Genomic DNA, 19,021 nt, shown 5'->3' on the forward strand with positions numbered 1-19,021 from the left:
TTCGCCTCACCTCCACGTAGCTCCTCCATCTCCGGGACTACCAATGTCTTCAAGGAGGCCTGCTCGCAATAACGGATCAAACGGTCACGCTCCTGATGGGCAACCTTTATATTGGGGAAGAGAACGCCATCCAAGCTGTTGCGAGGGATCAAGCGATACAGATCCTCCACGTTCTCGATCTGGTAGACCGGTAACTCCGCGATCCGGATGCTTTTCTTGGAATTGCCAAAGGAAAGGAAGCCCATGATGCTATAATTCTGCATGAATACCTGACGGTTCGCCGATGTGGCGATCATCACGCTCTCCTCCTCCGTGCCAAAGACCAGTACCCGCTTGCGTTTCTTGCCGAGTTGCAGGAGGACGCTGTTATAGACATTGATCACGAAGACACGCAACGTGACCAACATCACGATCGTCAACGTACTGTCCATGATTCCACCCAACCAATAGATAGAAGGGCTGAAACGGGCTTTCAACAGCCAAAGCAGCAGGAACATCAAGAGCGACTTGCCGATCGCAGCACCACCGATCCGCCACAAGCCACGCAGCGTGGAATGGCGAATAACCCCATGATATGCTTTGAACAGCAAGAACGAAACGATACTGGCCACAAATGAGGAGAGGCCCACTTTCAGCACATCAGACTCTCCAATACGTATATGCAGAATGGAGAACATTCCTAGTACGCCCAGCAACGACACGGAGAGCGAGACGAAAAGGTCCGCACTAAAAATGATCCAACGGTTGATATACCGCAAATTCACCAGACGGCCTAAGGCCAATCGCCATCTGCCCTTATGAAAATCCATCATTTGTATTTTGTTTGTTTTATATTCAATGCCCTAACTTTTCCCAACGGCGGTGCCTGTGACTCGTGGCGTCCCGAAGCGGCGGGCGTAATACAGCTTTCCGTCCGCAAGATCGTACCATCACCCTGGTGGATGATTTGGATCGCATGGGTTGCATTGGGCACGATCTGCACATTGCAACCGTAGATATGGAAGACGAAACGTGCTTGTTCCGCCCGCTCATGGTTTTCTGTCATATCGTAATTTTTTCAGTAAGGTTATCACTTTTCGTTTCCCTTGGAAAACGAGGTATATATGAATTGCCCTATGAAGTATATATCAATTACCTAACGCAGTATATATCCTCGGGCATATGCAGTATATCTTCTCAAAAACGGCCAGTTGAGCGGTGTCTGAGACGACTGCTCCACGCATCGTTGATACGGGCACGGATGTTGCTGACGCTTTTACCCTTCGTGATTCGGGGGGTGATGGGTAGAAAGAGGCGGATGAAACGCTCTTTGACCATCTCCTCGGGGGTTATTTTCAGCTCGTTCTCTTGCATGACCAGAATGACTTGGGCCAACTCGGTAACCGTCCGGCACTCGACGATCTGCGCAAGATAGCGTTCCAGATCCTCTTCTTTATTTATATAGGCACGAAAACGGATCGTTTCAGGCATGAGACCGGATCTACCGTCCCCCTCTTCTAGGGAGGTCTCCCCGCAATATTCCCCCACATAGAAGTTCTGGATGGCTTCCGTAGCGTTGGGGAGTATCTGGTTATTGCCGCCGTGTATGGTAATCGTTATATCAGACATAAGGTATATATGAATCGTTTGTCAATGAAAAGTAAACAGTTTGTCAACGGTTATCAACGGATTTGATTTCGCTATCCGGGGGTTGTACTTTCGCATTGTCAACAATAAGTTTAATCTTTTAAAAAAAGAAGTATGATTAATTATTCAACTTACATGTGGAAAAGTCCACTGGATGAGACAGCAAAGGAACAGGCGTACGCCAAGAACCAAGTGACGAAAGTGATGAGTTTCGATGATTTCGTGAAGCACATCTCAGATCACAACGGTGTTTTCACACGCGGCACGGTAAAAGGCGTGGTAAGCGACACCTGCTCATGTCTAGTGGAACAATTGCTGAACGGCTACAAGGTACAATTCGGCGAACTAGGAATCTTTAGCATCTCCATCACCTGCGAGCCGGCCGCTACACTCAAGGACTTCTCCAGCGATAATATCAAGGCAGTGAACATTCTATTCAATCCGGGTATAGACTTCGAGAACCTACGTTCTAAGGCAGAATTCAACCTAGTAACCAGCCGCGCGATCCAAGCCGCCTCGCTGAAGGCGGTAAAGGAGAATAAAGACACGGTAGACTTGGCAGCGTTGAAGAAAGGAGACTCAGAATCTCCCGATGAGATCTAAATCCTACCATTGAGAAATACGGCTCTTAACCATGAAGCTTATTTTATTCATTTATTTAAAGACTACAAGTATGAAAAAAACAAATTGGAAGAGCGTCTTGCTCTACATCATCCGTATTGTCGAACTGGTCATCACCGGTGCTGCCGGTGGAGCCGCTAGCGGTTGGATCGGATGAGAACCATCACGTTGATTATCGTGCATTGCTCTGCCAATAGGCAGGGCAGCACTTTACGGATGATGGACATCGACCGTCTGCATCGCTCTCTCGGCTGGAAAGGCTGCGGATATCACTTCGTTATCCCGACCGATGGTACGATCGAGACCGGTAGGCCCCTTGAACAAGTGGGCGCTCACTGTAAGAACCACAATCGGTACAGTATCGGGGTTTGCTATATCGGAGGACTCGCCAACGATGGAAAGACTCCCATGGATACCCGAACGGAAGCCCAACGAGAAGCCCTACAGGGTTTGCTTCGTGAATTGCATCAGCGATTCCCCAAAGCCCTAATCGTGGGACATCAAGACTTGGACCCGTCGAAATCCTGTCCCTGTTTTAATGTCGTGAACGAGTTTTCCGATTAGTTTAACGCAGGGAGTCCCTTCACCTCCCTCGTATGCCACGCTTGGTAGGCGGGAGCGGAGAGTTCAGGTACAGTCAATAACTTGTAATCCGCCCCGTTCTGCTTAGCTATATGTTTTCGTTCATACAAACGAAGGGAACGATCCGTTACGGAAACCATGACAACCGGAAAAGGATAAGCGTACAGGCGCATCGGCGTGATCTCACTATCCGGAAAGGCACGACGCAATTGATAAGCGGAACGTTCGAACGCGACCCAATAAGATCCCGTACAATATAAATGGATCGAGGTCTGATTCGCACACTCACGATTCATGATCTCTCTCAAATGCCCTTTCAGCAATAGCATCAAACGGATACCGGAGGGAATTTCGCTTTCCTTTCTCATGACAGTCTACTATTTAATGTTTTAGCCAAATATCGTAATCGTGTAAACGCTGTATCAACAAGGCCTTGCTTCTCTTAGGCGAAGGGTCATCCCGCCAGGGATCTACCAGCTCATGCGCCATACGGTAATACAGGTTGCTATTCGTGCAGCCGTAAAGCGTGACGAGTAGCAAGGCACGAGAATTCACTGCCTTAACCAATAGAAGCATATTGCGTAGGGTGGAATACAAGCGTTCAAACTCCTCTTCCTGATCCAACAGCTTATAGGCCGGAAGGAGTAATGAGTAAACCTTGCAACGCATCACGTCGGTCTCCACACGAAGGGAAGCATAGCCCTTCAGCACCTCATGAACCAAAAGTTCGTCTTCCTTTCCCAATTTGCCCGAGAGATAATAACGCCCCAACGCCTTGTGCATACCTTCCGATAAACGATCGTTATCCAAATGGGTATAAACGTGCTTGCCTTTCGTATTCAACTCGATCAGCTCATACTCGCCTTGCCTTACCTCAAATAGAGGAACCCACATACAGTCAAGGATACGTACCATGACATCCTTATGACCTCCACCCGGTTGCACCACCACCTCAGCCTCCATCCCCATGAAAGAACCCGAGGTGATACGTACACGGTCACCTTTCAGCAAGCGACCGCTATCCGGTACGTACACCGGAAGCTCATTGGAATAAGATTCTGCCATCCAGCGTAAGGTCTCCATCTCATGATCTGACAGGTAAGGGAAATAAGAGTGTTCGCCCACGGATACCCGAGGAAGAAGATTATATAAGGGCATGATACGTTTCAAACGGAAAATCTCATTCTCCGAAGCATGGATAAACACATAGTTGTATAAAAGAGGCTTCCTCGTATTGACCATCTTGCCTCCCACCTTGCGAGCCTCGACATACGAGGGGGCAAAGTACTCGAACAAGGGTTCCCCACAACGTTTACGACGAGAAAGCTCGGCATCTAATCCTTTTGACGAATAGATATTATCACGTCCCCCAACAGCGGTAGGAAGCGTCAGTACGTACCAGCGTACAGCCTCCTGACTACGGCGATTGCGTATATGCACCATAGCTCTATCAGAGCTATTACTTGTCATGATATTCATTGAGGAAGATAATTCAGAGCCTTATCAAGATATTCTTGTAATACCCTGATAAATAAATACTTATGTGAAAACAAAAAAGGAATTACTGAAAATTTGCATCCCTTCAATACTCATGCTACTTGGCGAGTAGCGTTCATTTCATGCCGCAAATGTAGTAAAAAATAACATAACACAAGCAAACATTAGGCTTTGTTTGTGTTTCAACCTTAATTCTCTTTAAATCTTCGTTCTTATTTCTGATGTATAGACATGGCAATAGAAACGAAATGGCCTCGTTATTCCCGAAATCATCACGTTATCCGAAGTAAATTCCATATAACATCATGTAGAGATGGAGCGTGCTCCGTCTCCCACCGCCTGATAGTAACTAAAATACCATTGTAAGGGGATGAAACGGGACACGCTCCGTCTCTACAACTAAGGAATATCCTTTCACTCCTCTTGTTAAGGCTACTCGCCAAGTAGCAGTCAGTTTGGCTACTCGCCAAGTAGCGTACTTTTCTTCACCCTACTTTCGGCGCATAATTATACACACTCTCGAAACAAAGTTTGTTTACGGTTGAGAGTTTTTCTAAAGAGAAACTCTTCAAGTATATTTGCGTAGTCTTGATAGATTTATGCCCTAACAGTTCACTGATCATCTCAATCGGTACGTTTTGCTCCTTCAAGGTCGTGGCGAAAGAGTGACGAATCGTGTATGAGGTAACCCGAGTATGAATGCCAATGGATTCCGACAGTATTTTCAATCTGCGGTTAAAACCTCCTAATACGGTATTATATTCCTTGTAGGCATCCTCACCGGTCTTCATTCCCTCTAAAAAAGGAAACAGATAGGGCGAATCCTCGGTTGTATCGGCTGCCAACTCATTCAGCAGCCCTTGTGCCTCCGCTGGGATCTCCACCTGTATAAGGGATCCGCTTTTCTGCCGATAATAAGACAAGATCCCTTCCTTGATATCCTCCTTTCGCAAATGCGCCAAATCCACGAAAGCCATCCCGCAAAACAAAAACATCAGGCAAAAGGCTGATTGGGTCCTCTTCTGTTGTGGATCTGTCACCGGGCTTGTCATCAGCAAGCGTAAGCTTTCCGAAGGCAACGCCTTTTTACGTTTACTCTCAACCCCCGTAAACACATGCTTAAACAAATGAGGAATATAGGCAGCCTCACCCACCTCTACCGCTAAATTATAGATGTGACGAATCCGGCGCATATAAGTAGATACCGTGTTACGAGCACATCCCTTGGCCAACAGCCAAGATTGATAACGCAAAAGTGTATCCCGATTAATATACGCATAAGGAATCTCTTCCCGGCCACAAAAACATTTAAACGACCTCAACGCATCTTGATAACTCTTCGCCGTGGAATAACGCTTTTTCTCACGCAGGCAGGTGATATACGTAAGTACACCCACCACAAAATCATTCTCATTCATACTTTATCTCCTTAAGAATTAATACATAAAAAAATCCTCTATCTCTCCGTTTACACAGGAAAGATAGAGGATCTTCATAAAATCCTTAAAGAAATATATTATTTTCCGGCTTTCTCAGCAGCAGCTTTCTTATTGATCTTCTTCTTCTGCAACTCGTAAGCGATCGGAGTAGCGACGAACAAAGTAGAGTATGTACCGATAATGATACCTAATAAGATAGCGAACGTAAAGCTTCGGATCGTGCTACCGCCCAAGATGAAGATACACAATACAACCACCAACGTAGTCAATGATGTATTAAATGTACGACACAAGGTAGAGTTCAACGCATCATTGATCACTTGATAACGATCACGCTTCGGATACAAAGCGATCGTCTCACGGATACGGTCGAATACAACCACGGTATCATTGATAGAGTAACCGATAATCGTCAAGATAGCTGCGATAAACGTCTGGTCTACCTCCATTGAGAACGGAAGAACCTTCCATAACAAAGTATAGAAAGAAATGATACACAATGTAGTCGTAGCAACAGAGGCGAACGCACCAACAGAGAATGACACATCACGGAAACGAAGCAGGATATAAGCGGCCATACAGATCATGGCGAAGATTACCGCTAAGATAGCGCTATTCTTGATATCGTCTGCCATGCTAGGACCCACCTTCTGCGAACTCTGTATGAAAGTAGTCGTGAACTCATCTAATGTAGTTCCTTCCGGAAGTAAGGACTTCACGCCCTCAAACAATTTATTCTCGATCTCTTGATCTACCGTAGGATCATTGTCTTCGATCTTATAGTTGGTAGATACACGCACTTGATCCGCTGTACCGATCTGGATAACACTAACAGAACCGTCTAACTGGGCATCCAGCATATTACGAACATCGTCTGTCTTCACCTCTTGATTAAAACGAATCACGTAGTTACGTCCACCCGTGAAATCGATACCGTTATTCAAACCGATCGTCATCATAGAAATAGCACCCAATACGATAATAGCGGCCGGAATCAAATAACCGACTTTGCGAGCACCCAAGAAATTGATCTTCGGGTTTGTCAGCAAGTCTTTCGTCAGAGAAGTCGTGAATGTCACGTTCTTCAATTTATCTTTCGCTAACAATGCCTCATAAACGATACGAGTCAAGAACACGGCTGTAAGGAAGGAAGCGAACAAACCGATGATCATCGTCGTAGCGAAACCACGGATAGGACCCGTACCGAAATAGAACAATACGATACCGGTAATGATAGATGTCAAGTTTGAGTCGAAGATAGCGGAGAACGCATTGCTGTAACCGTCGGCGATCGCCTTTCCTAAAGACTTACCGGCGCGAAGTTCCTCTTTCGTACGCTCATAGATCAATACGTTCGCATCGACTGCCATACCTAGCGTCAACACCATACCGGCAATACCCGGCAAGGTAAGAACCGCTTGGAAAGAAGCAAGGATACCCATCGTGAAGAAAATGTTCAATACCAAAGCACCATCGGCGATCAATCCCGGTACCAATCCATAGAATGCGCACATATAGATCATCAACAGCACCAATGCCAACACGAAAGAGATCACACCGGCATTGATAGCCTCTTGTCCTAATGACGGACCAACGACGTCTTCTTGAACGATATGTACGGAAGCAGCCATCTTACCCGATTTCAATACGTTCGCTAAGTCCTTCGCCTCTTCCGGTGTAAAGTGACCGGTGATTTGTGAACGACCTCCCGTGATCTCATCGTTTACGTTCGGAGCGGAATAAACCATCTCATCCAAAACGATAGCGATCTGGCGACCGATATTCTCTTTCGTCAAACGAGCCCAAGCCTTAGAGCCTTCGGCATTCATAACCATGTTAACCATTTGCTCTGAACGACCGGCTTGTTGCATAAAGTCAGCGTTAGCATCTGTTACTACGTCACCACCTAAAGCGGGACTTCCGTCACGGTTCGTTACCTTCAAGGCATATAACTCAAAGAACTGCTCTTTATCATCGATCGCCTTTACACCCCATTTTAAAGCCAAGTTACGAGGCAATACCTCTTTCACTTGTTTCATGTTCAGGTATTCGCTGATCTTCTCCATATCTTTTGCTTGAGCGATACCTACCGTCGAACCCGGAGACAACTGACCGTTGTACTGGCTAATCTGCAATAATGCAAATAATGGATGTTGCTTAGCGAACTCTTCCATGCTTTGATTAGCTTCCGTATCTTTTTTATCTTGACCGAGCTCAGCCAACAAAGAATCGGCCTCACTTACATTCGCATCAGCGGCATCAGCGATTTTCTCAACATTATCGGTAGCAACAGAATCAGCGGAAGCCTCCTTACTTAGGATAGTAGCCAATACATTATCAGCGGCAACCAATTGTTGATAGATTTCCGGCAACTTATAAGTTTCCCAGAATTCCAAGTTAGCGCTACCTTGAAGCAACTTACGAACACGTTCCGGTTCTTTCACACCCGGCAACTCAACCAAGATACGACCCGCTGTCTCCAAACGTTGGATGTTCGGAGAAACCACACCGAAACGGTCGATACGAGTACGCAATACGTTGAATGAGTTATCAATCGCACTCTGCAACTCTTGTTTCAAAACAGAAACAACCTGAGCGTCTGAGCTCTGGGGCGTGATTTTATCTTTTAACTCGAATGTACTGAAAATAGCGGAAAGACGTGCGCCGCTATCCAACTTCTTATACTCCTCAGCGAAAAGGTCGATGAAATCTTTTTGGCTAGTCGCTTGATGCGCATAAGCTAAATCCAACGCCTTGTTGAAATTCTCGTCTTGGTTGTTGTTAGACAACGAACGGATTACATCCGCCACGTTCAACTCAAGGACAACGTTCATACCGCCCTTTAAGTCAAGACCTAAACTAATTTCCATTTCACGGCATTGCTTAAGCGTATAGCCTAACCATACCTTCTGAGTAGATAGTGAGTCTAAATAAGCACTCTCTTTCGCAGGATCTCCACCCGCATACTCAGCGGCTTTACTGTTGTAATGTTGCGTCACGAACGAGAACGACAAATAGAACAAACAGACAAGCGTAAGTAACACCGCGAAGACCTTTACAAATCCTTTGTTTTGCATCTGAATCTTAGGTTTATGTTATTACATTATTTATATTCGTTTTTTCACAGGGTGCAAATATAGACTTTTTTTCTTTGATAAAGAGCAATTAGTATAATTATTTGTCACGCTCATAGTTTATTTCAAACGCAAATGTATATCTTTGGGGCTAAAATAATAAGGAAAATATACCATGAAACAGTTATTATTCGCTCTGTTATTTATCCCCGCCCTGCTATTCGCGCAAGAGGATCAACACTATCTGGCAGGGGCCGTTCCGGTTGCAGACGGTAAAGTCGTTTTTACCCGAGAGATTAATGCCCCCTCTTTAAGCAAGGCACAAATCTACCAACAACTATTAAAATGGGGACAAGAAAATTTTAACACAAAGGAAAGTAGAGTAGCTTATCAAAATGAGGCAAAAGGCGAGATCGCCATTATCGGGGAAGAATATATAGTATTCTCCAGCACAGCCTTATCCCTCGATCGGGCGATGATGAAATACCGTATTATCATTGAATGCAAGGAACATGCTTGTACCCTGCAACTTGCGGGCATCCGATATGAATATAACGTGTCTTACCAGAACGAGCCGGAGAAATACCTAGCCGAGGAATGGATCACGGACGAGTATGCCTTGAATAAGAGCAAGACGAAATTGAACCGTATCAGCGGTAAGTTCCGTAAGGCCACGATTGACTTCGCGGATAAGACGTTCGATAGCGCAGCCAACGCATTAGGCGCACAGTTGCTGACAGCTGCACCGGTAGAACCAGTATCCGCTCCGCAACGGGAAACACGACCTGTGGCACCGATGGAAGGTTTCGTAGCGTTCCAAGCGGACAAAATACCTAGCACGATCCTCCAAATGTTACCGGACAACGCTTTACAGATCAAAGCCGTAAAAGGAAATACGACCGACGCAAACGTTGAATGGAAAGGCATAGGCAATATGTTCGGTAAAACGATCAGTACAATCTCCATATCCAAAGATAGTCCTGCTTATAAAGCGATTGGCAATAACGACGTATATCGATTATCCTTCTCCAAGCCCGGCACATCTGCCGATGCGCCATGGATTATTATCGAGTGCCGTAAACAAGGCGAGACCTCCGAAGGACAGCAAACGATGTTAATCGGCGAGATTACGAATGTATGGATCAAATAACGAAAAAGAGAGTTGCATTTATGAAAAAGATTCTATTATTAATATATATGATGTTCCCTGTGCTAGTCATGGCGCAGGGGCATAAAGGCGAGGTAGACGAATGCGCCCCCATGAAAAACGGGAAGGTATGCTATAGTGATGATGTAGAGATCGAGAATACCTCTAAACTAGAAATATTCAACGCTATTAACGCATGGGCTAAGAAATCTTATGGAAAAGATGTCTTCTTATCCAACGTAAACTCGAACAAGAACAAAGGGACCATCTTCGTAAGCTCTAAGGTTGAATTATTGTTGAATGATACAGACAAGACTATCATTAAATATAAAATGCGTATCACCTGCTTCGACAACCGATACACGATCGAGGCGAGCGATATCGTATATCAATACGATCCGCTAAACGATAAAAAGTACAAGACCTATAAAGCGGAAGATGTGATCGCCAATAATGGGGATAGCAATACGATAGCGCTGATCAAAGATCCTAAGCTATTCTGTAACGCTACCTTCTTCTTTGTCGAGAACTTGTTCGCCGACGTATTTGACGCTGCGCAGAACGCAGAATCCGAGTGATGAAACCCTTTTATTCAAGTTTCAAATAACACCATAACGGGTAGTGGTCTGAATAAGCGACCTTATCCACGGAACAATTCATAGAGGTCATGTTCGGGGAATGCAGGATATTATCGATACGGAACCAGAAGAAATTTTGATTATAGGTAATACCCATTCCCCGGCCAGACTCGGCAAAAGCATCCATCAAATCCCCTTGGATCGTACGGTGCGCATAAGAAATAGGCGTATCATTAAAGTCACCGCATACTAAGACATAATCTCCTTTAGCGTTCTTAATCTCTTCTGATACCGCTTCCGCTTGCTTAGCCCGAATCCGGAAAGCAGGTCCTAGCTTTTGCTCGAACGCTCCTTTCAAATCGTCCAACCCATCCGAGCTAAAGCTCTTTATAAGGGATGAATAACGGGTCCGATCCTCCATCGTCAGTTTAAACGATTCCAAATGGTTATTAATCAAGGTCAACTTCTTTCCCTTGATGTTCACTTCATGTACGGAAGAGCCGTTATAATCCGAATCGTATTTCACCATCCGGGAATTCGACAGCGGATATTTGGAGAACACAGCGATGCCGAAACTCTGGAATTTCGTGGAGCTTTGATAAAATACGGAACGATAAGGATACATGCTCAACGCATCATAGATCTTAGAGGCAGTAAGGCTCTTCTCTGATTTAGCCGTGGCATATTCCTGCAAACAAACAATATCTGCGTCCGAGTTAGCGATATATTGGATAATCTTGTTCGGAGCTATCTTCGTATGATTCTTGTACCCAAAAGCCATCACATTATAAGTCAGCACCTTCAGTACCTCTTCCCGAGGAACATCCTTATGCGAGTGAAACGGAAAATAGCGTTTCACGGGACCCCAACATAACAAGAAGGAGAATATGCCGATCAATAAGAACTTCCATTCCCATAAGAACAGCCAATAGATAATAAAGCAAAGATTGACTACACATAAGACAGGAAAGGCTAATCCCAGATAAGATAACGTCATACTCGTCTCAGGAGACACCCGATCCGAATAAGCCGAGACTATCAACAATACGACAGCCACCACATTCGCTACGACGAATAAGAATTGAAGAAAAATCCGTAGAGTTTTCATAAGTATCTGTTATTTCTTACTGGCGTCGAAAAGTCGCTTTTTCTCTTCAGCGGAAAGGCTCTCATAACCGGAACGTTTCAATTTATCCAGTATAGTATCTAGATCCACCGACTCCTGATGTTTGCGTGCGTTATACTCATAATCCGTCTCGTTACGTTTATAAGTCACACGCATCTTCGGTTTCCGTTTGCCCAAATTCACGAACCAGTCGATCAACCGATTCATCGGAGCGGTCAAGTCCTTTCCATTACGAATACGGGAAGCGAACCACATACCAAACAAAGCCCCGCCGATATGGGCGATATGTCCTCCCGCATTATCAGAAGTCATCGCCAACAAATCGATCACCAGCGTAAAGATAGCCAAATAAATTAATTTGATCCTTCCGATCAAGAATAAATTAATCTCCAAATCCTTCCGGTAAAACGACACGGCGAAAACGATCGCCATAACAGATGCCGAAGCCCCCATCAAATAGCTAAAAGAAGCCACGTTCTGGAAATAAGGGAAAATATTATAAGCAAGGACAAACAATACCGCACCGGCAAGACCTCCCAATATATACAAGCCTCCCAACTGCCGCTCACTGAAGAAATTCAAGAACAATCCCCCGAACCAATACAACCAAAGCATATTGAACAAGATATGCAAGAAGTCAAAATGAGTGAACATATAAGTAAACAACGTCCACGGACGGAAGAGCAAAAGTTCCGGAGAAGCCGGTAACTGCAAATACTGCAAAAAAGGTACCCCTTGCACATTAAAGAGCATAAACAATACGCTGGCCAAACGTATCAAGATAAACAAGCCTACATTTATATATATCAGTTTCGACAGGATATTACCCGACTGAAACATACGCTTCAAATTAGTAAAAATACCGTCCATTGTCTGCATCTTTCTTTTTCCAATAACGAATTAGGAAATAACCGAATAACATACCCCCCAAATGAGCGAAATGCGCTACCGTATCGCCACCAAAACTAGCCACACCCATAAATAGTTCGGCAAGACCATAAAATATTACGAAATATTTGGCTTTAATCGGGATCGGTATGAACATCAAGTACAAAGGAACATTCGGGAAGATCATCGCGAATGCCAACAAGATTCCGAATACGGCACCCGAAGCGCCAATGGTCACGAAATAATTCAAGAACTCGCTTTTGCTGATAATCTGGGCTCCATTCAAGTTTATCATGTCTTGGCTAGCGAAGATCACATCCCGCAAATTAAAGAACCATACCACCTCTTGTACCAAACCGGCGCCTATACCCGTCACGAAGTAAAAAATCAAGAAACGTTTGGGGCCCCATACGTTCTCCAATACCCGGCCGAACATATAAACGGCGAACATATTAAAAAACACATGCGCAAACGAATGGGTATCGTGCATGAACATATAAGAAACGATCTGATAAGCCTTGAAGTCGGTAGCACCCGGGACGTGAAGCCCTAATAAATCCACTAAATCGACGCCGACTTTCGGCAGTGCAAGGCTGGCTACCCAAAATAGCAAGTTTATAATGATAAGATTTTTCGTTACCGGCGGGATACTATTCAAGAACCCCGAATTTGTCTGATTCATCATATACTACGTTAATTTAGCGGCAAAGGTAAATATATTTTAGCCGTTTTTGCCCATAATAATACTAAAACATATGTAAATCGGTAAAAAAAGTAGGTTTTTCTTTTGTGATATTTCAAAATAAAACTACATTTGGAGCCGTCTATCGGTTATCATAGTTTTGTTTAATATATTAACAGTCAAACCATCATGAACAAATCAGAATTTATTAGTGCAGTCGCTGAAAAATCAGGTCTCAGCAAAGTGGATGCTAAAAAGGCAGTAGAAGCTTTTGTTGACACAGTTTCTAACGAATTAAAAGAAGGCGGTAAAGTCGCTCTACTTGGCTTCGGTTCATTCTCTGTGTCAGAGAAGGCCGCTCGTAAAGGTGTTAACCCGAAAACTAAAGAAACCATTGAAATCGCAGCTCGCAAGGCCGTGAAGTTCAAGGCTGGTGCTGAATTGAACGAGCTAATCAAATAAGAAACACCATTATTCTCTATAGAAGAAGGATACGATGCAAATTGTATCCTTTTTTTGTGTACCTTCGCGTACAAATAAAATCCGAATTATAGTTAGACGAATATGGTTATCGAACAACAGATTACCGGGGCTATCATAGCCGGCATCAAAGAGCTGTACGGAGCGGATGTCACCGCTAGCCAAGTGCAGTTACAAAAAACGAAAAAAGAATTCAAGGGGCACTTGACCCTAGTCGTATTCCCATTCCTTCGCATGTCGAAGAAATCTCCGGAGCAGACCGCTCAGGAAATCGGTGAGTACTTGTTGAGAAACGAGCCAGCGGTAGCTGAATTCAATGTAATCAAAGGATTCCTTAACCTGACGGTCGCTTGCTCTTGCTGGATCGATTTACTAAACTCGATCAATGAGCAGCCCGCTTACGGTATCATTCCGGTTACCGAGCAATCGCCTTTGGTTATGATCGAATATTCCTCTCCCAATACAAATAAACCGCTTCACTTGGGCCATGTCCGCAATAACTTATTAGGATACAGCTTATCGAAGATCATGAAAGCGAACGGTAACCAGATCGTAAAGACGAATATCGTAAACGATCGTGGTATCCATATCTGTAAATCCATGTTGGCTTGGCAGAAATGGGGAAATGGAGCTACCCCAGAGTCTACCGGAAAGAAGGGTGACCATCTGATCGGTGACTTTTACGTATTATTCAGCAACAAATTAAAAGAGGAAACCCATGCGTTAGAAGCGAAAGGCCTTACCAAGGAAGAAGCCGAGGCTCAATCCACCTTGATGGCGGAAGCCCGTGAGATGCTTCGTAAATGGGAAGCCGGAGACAAAGAGGTGCGTGCGCTTTGGGAAATGATGAATAATTGGGTATACGCCGGGTTCAACGAGACCTATAAGATGATGGGCGTAGATTTCGATAAGATTTATTACGAGTCTCAAACCTATCTGGAAGGAAAAGGCAAGGTGATGGAAGGCCTAGAGAAAGGGATTTTCTATCGTCGTGAAGACGGCTCCGTATGGGCTGATTTGACGAAAGACGGGCTGGATGAGAAATTATTGCTTCGTGCGGATGGAACTTCCGTCTATATGACGCAGGATATCGGTACCGCCAAGCTGCGCTTCGATGATTACCCGATCAATAAGATGATCTATGTGGTAGGGAACGAGCAGAATTATCACTTCCAAGTATTATCGATCTTATTGGATAAGTTAGGCTTCGAGTTTGGCAAGGGATTGGTCCACTTCTCCTACGGAATGGTAGAGCTACCGGAAGGTAAGATGAAGAGCCGTGAGGGAACGGTCGTAGACGCCGATGATTTGATGGCCGAGATGATCAGTACCGCACGCGAGATTTCCCAAGAATTAGGGAAATTGGACGAGATGACTCCGGAAGAGGCTGAGAATATCGCCCGTATCGTAGGTCTTGGCTCCTTGAAATATTTCATATTAAAGGTAGACCCTCGCAAGAATATGACGTTCAATCCGAAAGAGTCTATCGACTTCAACGGAAATACGGGACCATTCATCCAATATACCTACGCCCGTATCCGTTCCGTATTGCGCAAAGCAGCGGAACAGGGCATCGCATTACCGGAGCAGTTACCGCTTACTTTCGCCATTTCCGAGAAAGAAGAGAACCTGATCCAAATGATCGCCGATTATGCAGAGATCGTGAAAGAGGCAGGTAAGCTATACAGCCCGGCCTGTGTCGCCAACTATATTTATGATCTGGTAAAGGAATACAATCAATTCTATCACGATTTCTCCATCCTTCGCGAAGAGAATCCGGAATTGAAGAACTTCCGTTTAGTCTTATCCGCCAATGTAGCTAAGATCGTGAAATCCGGTATGGATTTATTAGGCATCGAGGTCCCGGAAAGAATGTAACGATAGAAGATGAACATAAACGAGAAAACAAGAAAGGCTCTCCTTCGATTTCAACAAAATGAAATCACGGAGAGCCTTCTCTATACGCAACTCGCCGCTATCGAGAAAGATCCAAGCAACAAGGAAGTATTACTACAGATAGCGAATGACGAGAAAGGACATTATACGATCCTGAAAAAGTATACGGGGCAAGAGATCTCCCCGAATAAATTACGCGTCACCAAATACTACTGGTTGGCACGTATCTTGGGGATTACTTTCGCCATTAAGCTAATGGAAGGTAGCGAGGAAAGCGCCAAGAATGATTACGCCTCTTATGATGAGTATCCGGATTTGCAACAAATCGCACGTGACGAGGATGAGCATGAGCAGAGGTTGATCGCCTTGATCAATGAGGAACGGTTGGAATATATGGGTTCTGTCGTACTGGGGCTAAATGACGCTTTGGTAGAATTTACAGGTGCTTTAGCAGGCTTTACCCTTGCCTTGAGCGACTCTAGATTAATAGCGTTGACCGGAAGCATCACTGGAATAGCCGCCGCATTATCCATGGCTTCCTCCGAATATCTATCTACCAAGTCCGAGAATGGAAATGAAAACGGGAAACATCCTGTTAAGGCATCGATCTATACGGGAATAGCTTATATCTTTACGGTAGTCGCCTTGGTCGCTCCATTTATCTTTATATCGAACGTATTAATGGCTTTAGGGCTTATGCTCATCATAGCGTTAAGCATCATCGCCCTTTTCAACTATTATTATTCCATAGCGAGAAGCGAGAGTTTCCGGAAGCGTTTTACCGAGATGGCAGTACTTAGTTTTAGCGTGGCCGCATTAAGCTTCTTGATCGGATATGCGTTAAAAGAATTTACGGGTATCGATGTCTAAAAAAATCATAGTTATGTTTTGAAAAATTCATAGTTATGAGTTTAGTAAATCATAACTATGAATTTTTAGAGCTATAATCAAGCCTTTTTCCGTGTCGTACGTTTCTTCGTCGCGGCAGGTTTTTCTCCCGCCTCGGCGATTATCTTCTGGCATTCCTCCAAGGTCAAGTTCTCCGGTTTCTCTATCGTCTTAGGGATTCTGTAATTCTTTTTCTTATAAGAGATATAAGGGCCGAAGCGACCATTCAAGATCTCCATTTCCGGGTCCTCATCGAACTTCTTGATAAATCGTTGCTCATCCTTTTGTTTTTTTGCCTCGATCAACTCGATAGCTTCCTCGGCTGTTATCGACAAAGGATTCAAGCCCTTCGGTATGGATACGAACTTTCCGTCATGACGGATAAACGGGCCAAAACGTCCGACAGCGGCAACCATGACCTTACCTTCATATTCACCGATCGTACGGGGTAGATCAAACAATTTCAAGGCTTCTTCCAAAGTAATCGTCTCGATAGATTGCCCCTTCATCAAGGTTGCGAACTGAGGTTTAGGAGCCTCTTTATCCTCTGGGTGCGCCTGCCCGATCTGTACGACTGGGCCATAACGACCGATCTTCACGAAAACAGGTTTGCCGCTCTTCGGATCGATACCCAATTCACGCTCACCCACTTTATGCTCCGTACGGACAGAGGCTGCCTCTTCCACGATCGGATGGAATAGTTTATAGAATTTATCGATCGCATCCGTCCATACCATCTCGCCTTCCGCTACGGCATCGAATTCCTTCTCTACGCTCGCCGTGAAGTTATAATCCATAACGCCCGGGAAATACTCCATCAAGAAATCATTCACGACCGTACCGATATCGGTTGGCATCAACTTATTCCGGTCCGCTCCTACGATCTCCGTCTTTTGGACTTCCTTGATCGTATGCTGAGCCAAGGTTATGATATTATAAGTACGCTCCGTTCCTTCCTTATCCCCTTTCACGACATACTCTCGATTCTGAATCGTCTGGATCGTAGGAGCATAGGTAGAAGGACGACCGATTCCCAATTCCTCCAAACGGCGAACCAAGCTTGCTTCCGTATAGCGGGGAGGACGTTGCGTGAAACGCTCGGTAGCGACGATATCCTTCATACTCAATACCTCGTTCAAGGTAACCGGAGGAAGAAGGCCGTTTTCCTGTTCCTTCTCATTCTCGTCATCAAAACTCTCGCGGTACACCTGAAGGAAACCGTCGAAAGTAATGACCTCACCGGTAGCCACGAACTTCTCTTTCTTGCCGCCGATGCCTACGGAGATCGTCGTACGCTCCAACTCGGCGTCCGCCATCTGGCAAGCGATCGTACGTTTGCGGATCAATTCGTATAATCTCTTTTCCTGAGCGGTCCCGCTTATCTCATCATGGCTGATATAGGTCGGACGAATCGCCTCGTGCGCTTCTTGCGCTCCCTTGCTCTTGGTATGATATTGACGGAATTTATAATATTTCTCACCGTAGGTATCCAAGATAGCTTCTTTTGCCGTCCCCAAAGCCAAATCACTTAAGTTCACGGAGTCAGTACGCATATACGTGATCAATCCGGACTCATACAGGCGTTGGGCGATCATCATGGTCTGCGAGACCGAATAACCCAACTTACGGGCGGCCTCCTGCTGCAAGGTAGATGTCGTAAAAGGAGGGGCTGGTGTCTTGCGCACCGGCTTTTTCGAGATATCATCGATCGTGAAAGAAGCGTCCTTGCAAGATTCAAGGAATGCCTCCACCTCTTCCTTATCTTTCAAACGACGGTTCAGCTCTGCCTTGAGGATTGTCGTACCATCCGGCAAGATAAAGCTGGCGATCACACGGTAAGCGGCCTCCGAGACAAACTCGTTGATCTCTCGCTCCCGCTCTACGATCAGACGTACGGCAACCGATTGCACGCGCCCCGCGGATAAAGCCGGCTTCACCTTACGCCAAAGAATGGGGGATAGCTCGAAACCCACGATACGGTCTAAGATACGACGGGCTTGCTGCGCGTTCACCAAATCGATATTGATATCTCTCGGCGTCTCGATCGCATGTAATATAGCGTTCTTGGTAATTTCATGAAAAACGATACGTTTCGTATTCTCAGGTTTCAATCCTAATACCTCATATAAATGCCAAGAGATGGCCTCTCCCTCCCGGTCCTCATCGGAAGCCAACCAAACCTGCTCGGCTTTCTTCGCTTCGTTCTTCAATTCGGTCACGAGTTTCTTCTTGTCAGAGGGAATCACGTATTCCGGGGCATAATTGTGTTCGAGGTCTATACTGAAATCTTTCGTTTTCAAGTCGCGGATATGACCATAGCTAGACATAACCTTATAGTCCTTTCCGAGGAACTTCTCGATGGTTTTTGCCTTGGCGGGTGACTCCACTATTACCAAATTCTTTTGCATATCTATTTTTTGCTGGTTAGAAATCGGGTGCAAACTTACACAAATAATTAACGTACGCGGTATATCGGTCACTAAAAAAGCGTTTTTTC

18 protein-coding genes are annotated in these 19,021 nt (G+C 45.1%); 7 read left to right on the forward strand and 11 right to left on the reverse strand.

Features of this window, described 5'->3' with window-relative positions; all coding sequences use genetic code 11:
• From DW205_RS19435 to DW205_RS19445, 3 genes are all read right to left on the reverse strand, one after another.
• A partial coding sequence (locus DW205_RS19435) for a nucleoside-diphosphate sugar epimerase/dehydratase (protein WP_370016560.1) occupies positions 1–812 on the reverse strand: 812 nt, incomplete at its 3' end.
• Positions 809–1,045 carry a hypothetical protein gene (locus DW205_RS19440; RefSeq protein ID WP_005859228.1) on the reverse strand — a complete coding sequence of 79 codons (237 nt, stop codon included), beginning with the start codon at positions 1,043–1,045 and terminating at the stop codon, positions 809–811. The genes DW205_RS19435 and DW205_RS19440, both read right to left, overlap by 4 nt.
• A gap of 131 nt (positions 1,046–1,176) precedes the next feature.
• Positions 1,177–1,608 (reverse strand): hypothetical protein, encoded by a 432-nt coding sequence (locus DW205_RS19445; RefSeq protein WP_005859229.1) that lies wholly within the window; start codon positions 1,606–1,608, stop codon positions 1,177–1,179.
• 132 nt (positions 1,609–1,740) lie between these two features.
• Between DW205_RS19445 and DW205_RS19450 the strand changes: the two genes are divergently transcribed.
• Complete coding sequence (locus tag DW205_RS19450) at positions 1,741–2,229, forward strand: hypothetical protein (RefSeq protein WP_005859232.1); 489 nt, start codon at positions 1,741–1,743, stop codon at positions 2,227–2,229.
• 171 nt (positions 2,230–2,400) lie between these two features.
• A complete protein-coding gene (locus DW205_RS19455) occupies positions 2,401–2,811 on the forward strand; it encodes an N-acetylmuramoyl-L-alanine amidase (RefSeq protein ID WP_005867677.1) in 411 nt (136 codons plus the stop codon).
• Here the strand turns inward: DW205_RS19455 and DW205_RS19460 are convergent.
• The 4 genes from DW205_RS19460 to secDF form a co-directional block, all read right to left on the reverse strand.
• A complete protein-coding gene (locus DW205_RS19460) occupies positions 2,808–3,197 on the reverse strand; it encodes a hypothetical protein (protein WP_005867674.1) in 390 nt (129 codons plus the stop codon). The genes DW205_RS19455 and DW205_RS19460 overlap by 4 nt on opposite strands.
• Positions 3,198–3,210: 13 nt before the next feature.
• Entirely contained in the window at positions 3,211–4,308 is a 1,098-nt protein-coding gene (locus DW205_RS19465) for a hypothetical protein (protein ID WP_005867671.1), read from the reverse strand.
• Between the two features lie 503 nt (positions 4,309–4,811).
• The gene (locus DW205_RS19470; RefSeq protein ID WP_005859241.1) at positions 4,812–5,744 is read right to left on the reverse strand and encodes a site-specific integrase; all 933 of its coding nucleotides are present in this window, start codon (positions 5,742–5,744) and stop codon (positions 4,812–4,814) included.
• A 98-nt stretch (positions 5,745–5,842) separates the two neighbouring features.
• Complete coding sequence (secDF, locus tag DW205_RS19475) at positions 5,843–8,842, reverse strand: protein translocase subunit SecDF (protein ID WP_005867669.1); 3,000 nt, start codon at positions 8,840–8,842, stop codon at positions 5,843–5,845.
• 172 nt (positions 8,843–9,014) lie between these two features.
• Between secDF and DW205_RS19480 the strand changes: the two genes are divergently transcribed.
• On the forward strand, positions 9,015–9,989 hold the full coding sequence (locus DW205_RS19480; protein WP_005867667.1) for a DUF4468 domain-containing protein: 975 nt from the start codon (positions 9,015–9,017) through the stop codon (positions 9,987–9,989).
• A 20-nt stretch (positions 9,990–10,009) separates the two neighbouring features.
• Complete coding sequence (locus DW205_RS19485) at positions 10,010–10,564, forward strand: DUF4468 domain-containing protein (RefSeq protein WP_005859247.1); 555 nt, start codon at positions 10,010–10,012, stop codon at positions 10,562–10,564.
• A 10-nt stretch (positions 10,565–10,574) separates the two neighbouring features.
• Here DW205_RS19485 and DW205_RS19490 read toward each other — a convergent pair whose 3' ends face one another.
• The 3 genes from DW205_RS19490 to DW205_RS19500 are packed head-to-tail and all read right to left on the reverse strand — an operon-like array spanning position 10,575 to position 13,263.
• Complete coding sequence (locus DW205_RS19490) at positions 10,575–11,672, reverse strand: endonuclease/exonuclease/phosphatase family protein (protein ID WP_005867665.1); 1,098 nt, start codon at positions 11,670–11,672, stop codon at positions 10,575–10,577.
• 9 nt (positions 11,673–11,681) lie between these two features.
• Positions 11,682–12,560 carry a rhomboid family intramembrane serine protease gene (locus DW205_RS19495; RefSeq protein ID WP_008777894.1) on the reverse strand — a complete coding sequence of 293 codons (879 nt, stop codon included), beginning with the start codon at positions 12,558–12,560 and terminating at the stop codon, positions 11,682–11,684.
• The gene (locus DW205_RS19500) at positions 12,541–13,263 is read right to left on the reverse strand and encodes a rhomboid family intramembrane serine protease (protein ID WP_005867662.1); all 723 of its coding nucleotides are present in this window, start codon (positions 13,261–13,263) and stop codon (positions 12,541–12,543) included. Before DW205_RS19500 ends, DW205_RS19495 begins: the two co-directional genes overlap by 20 nt.
• Positions 13,264–13,449: 186 nt before the next feature.
• On the opposite strand from DW205_RS19500, the gene DW205_RS19505 reads away from it, so the two are divergent.
• The 3 genes from DW205_RS19505 to DW205_RS19515 all read left to right on the forward strand — a co-directional run bounded on the left by DW205_RS19505 (position 13,450) and on the right by DW205_RS19515 (position 16,506).
• A complete protein-coding gene (locus tag DW205_RS19505; protein ID WP_005859256.1) occupies positions 13,450–13,722 on the forward strand; it encodes an HU family DNA-binding protein in 273 nt (90 codons plus the stop codon).
• 102 nt (positions 13,723–13,824) lie between these two features.
• A complete protein-coding gene (gene argS / locus DW205_RS19510; protein ID WP_005867661.1) occupies positions 13,825–15,618 on the forward strand; it encodes an arginine--tRNA ligase in 1,794 nt (597 codons plus the stop codon).
• Positions 15,619–15,627: 9 nt separating this feature from the next.
• The gene (locus tag DW205_RS19515; protein ID WP_005867660.1) at positions 15,628–16,506 is read left to right on the forward strand and encodes a VIT1/CCC1 transporter family protein; all 879 of its coding nucleotides are present in this window, start codon (positions 15,628–15,630) and stop codon (positions 16,504–16,506) included.
• A 77-nt stretch (positions 16,507–16,583) separates the two neighbouring features.
• Here DW205_RS19515 and topA read toward each other — a convergent pair whose 3' ends face one another.
• A complete protein-coding gene (gene topA / locus DW205_RS19520) occupies positions 16,584–18,932 on the reverse strand; it encodes a type I DNA topoisomerase (protein ID WP_008777893.1) in 2,349 nt (782 codons plus the stop codon).
• Between the last annotated feature and the right edge of the window lie 89 nt (positions 18,933–19,021).

The sequence above is a fragment of the Parabacteroides sp. AM17-47 genome, assembly GCF_003434625.1.
Lineage (GTDB): Bacteria > Bacteroidota > Bacteroidia > Bacteroidales > Tannerellaceae > Parabacteroides > Parabacteroides distasonis.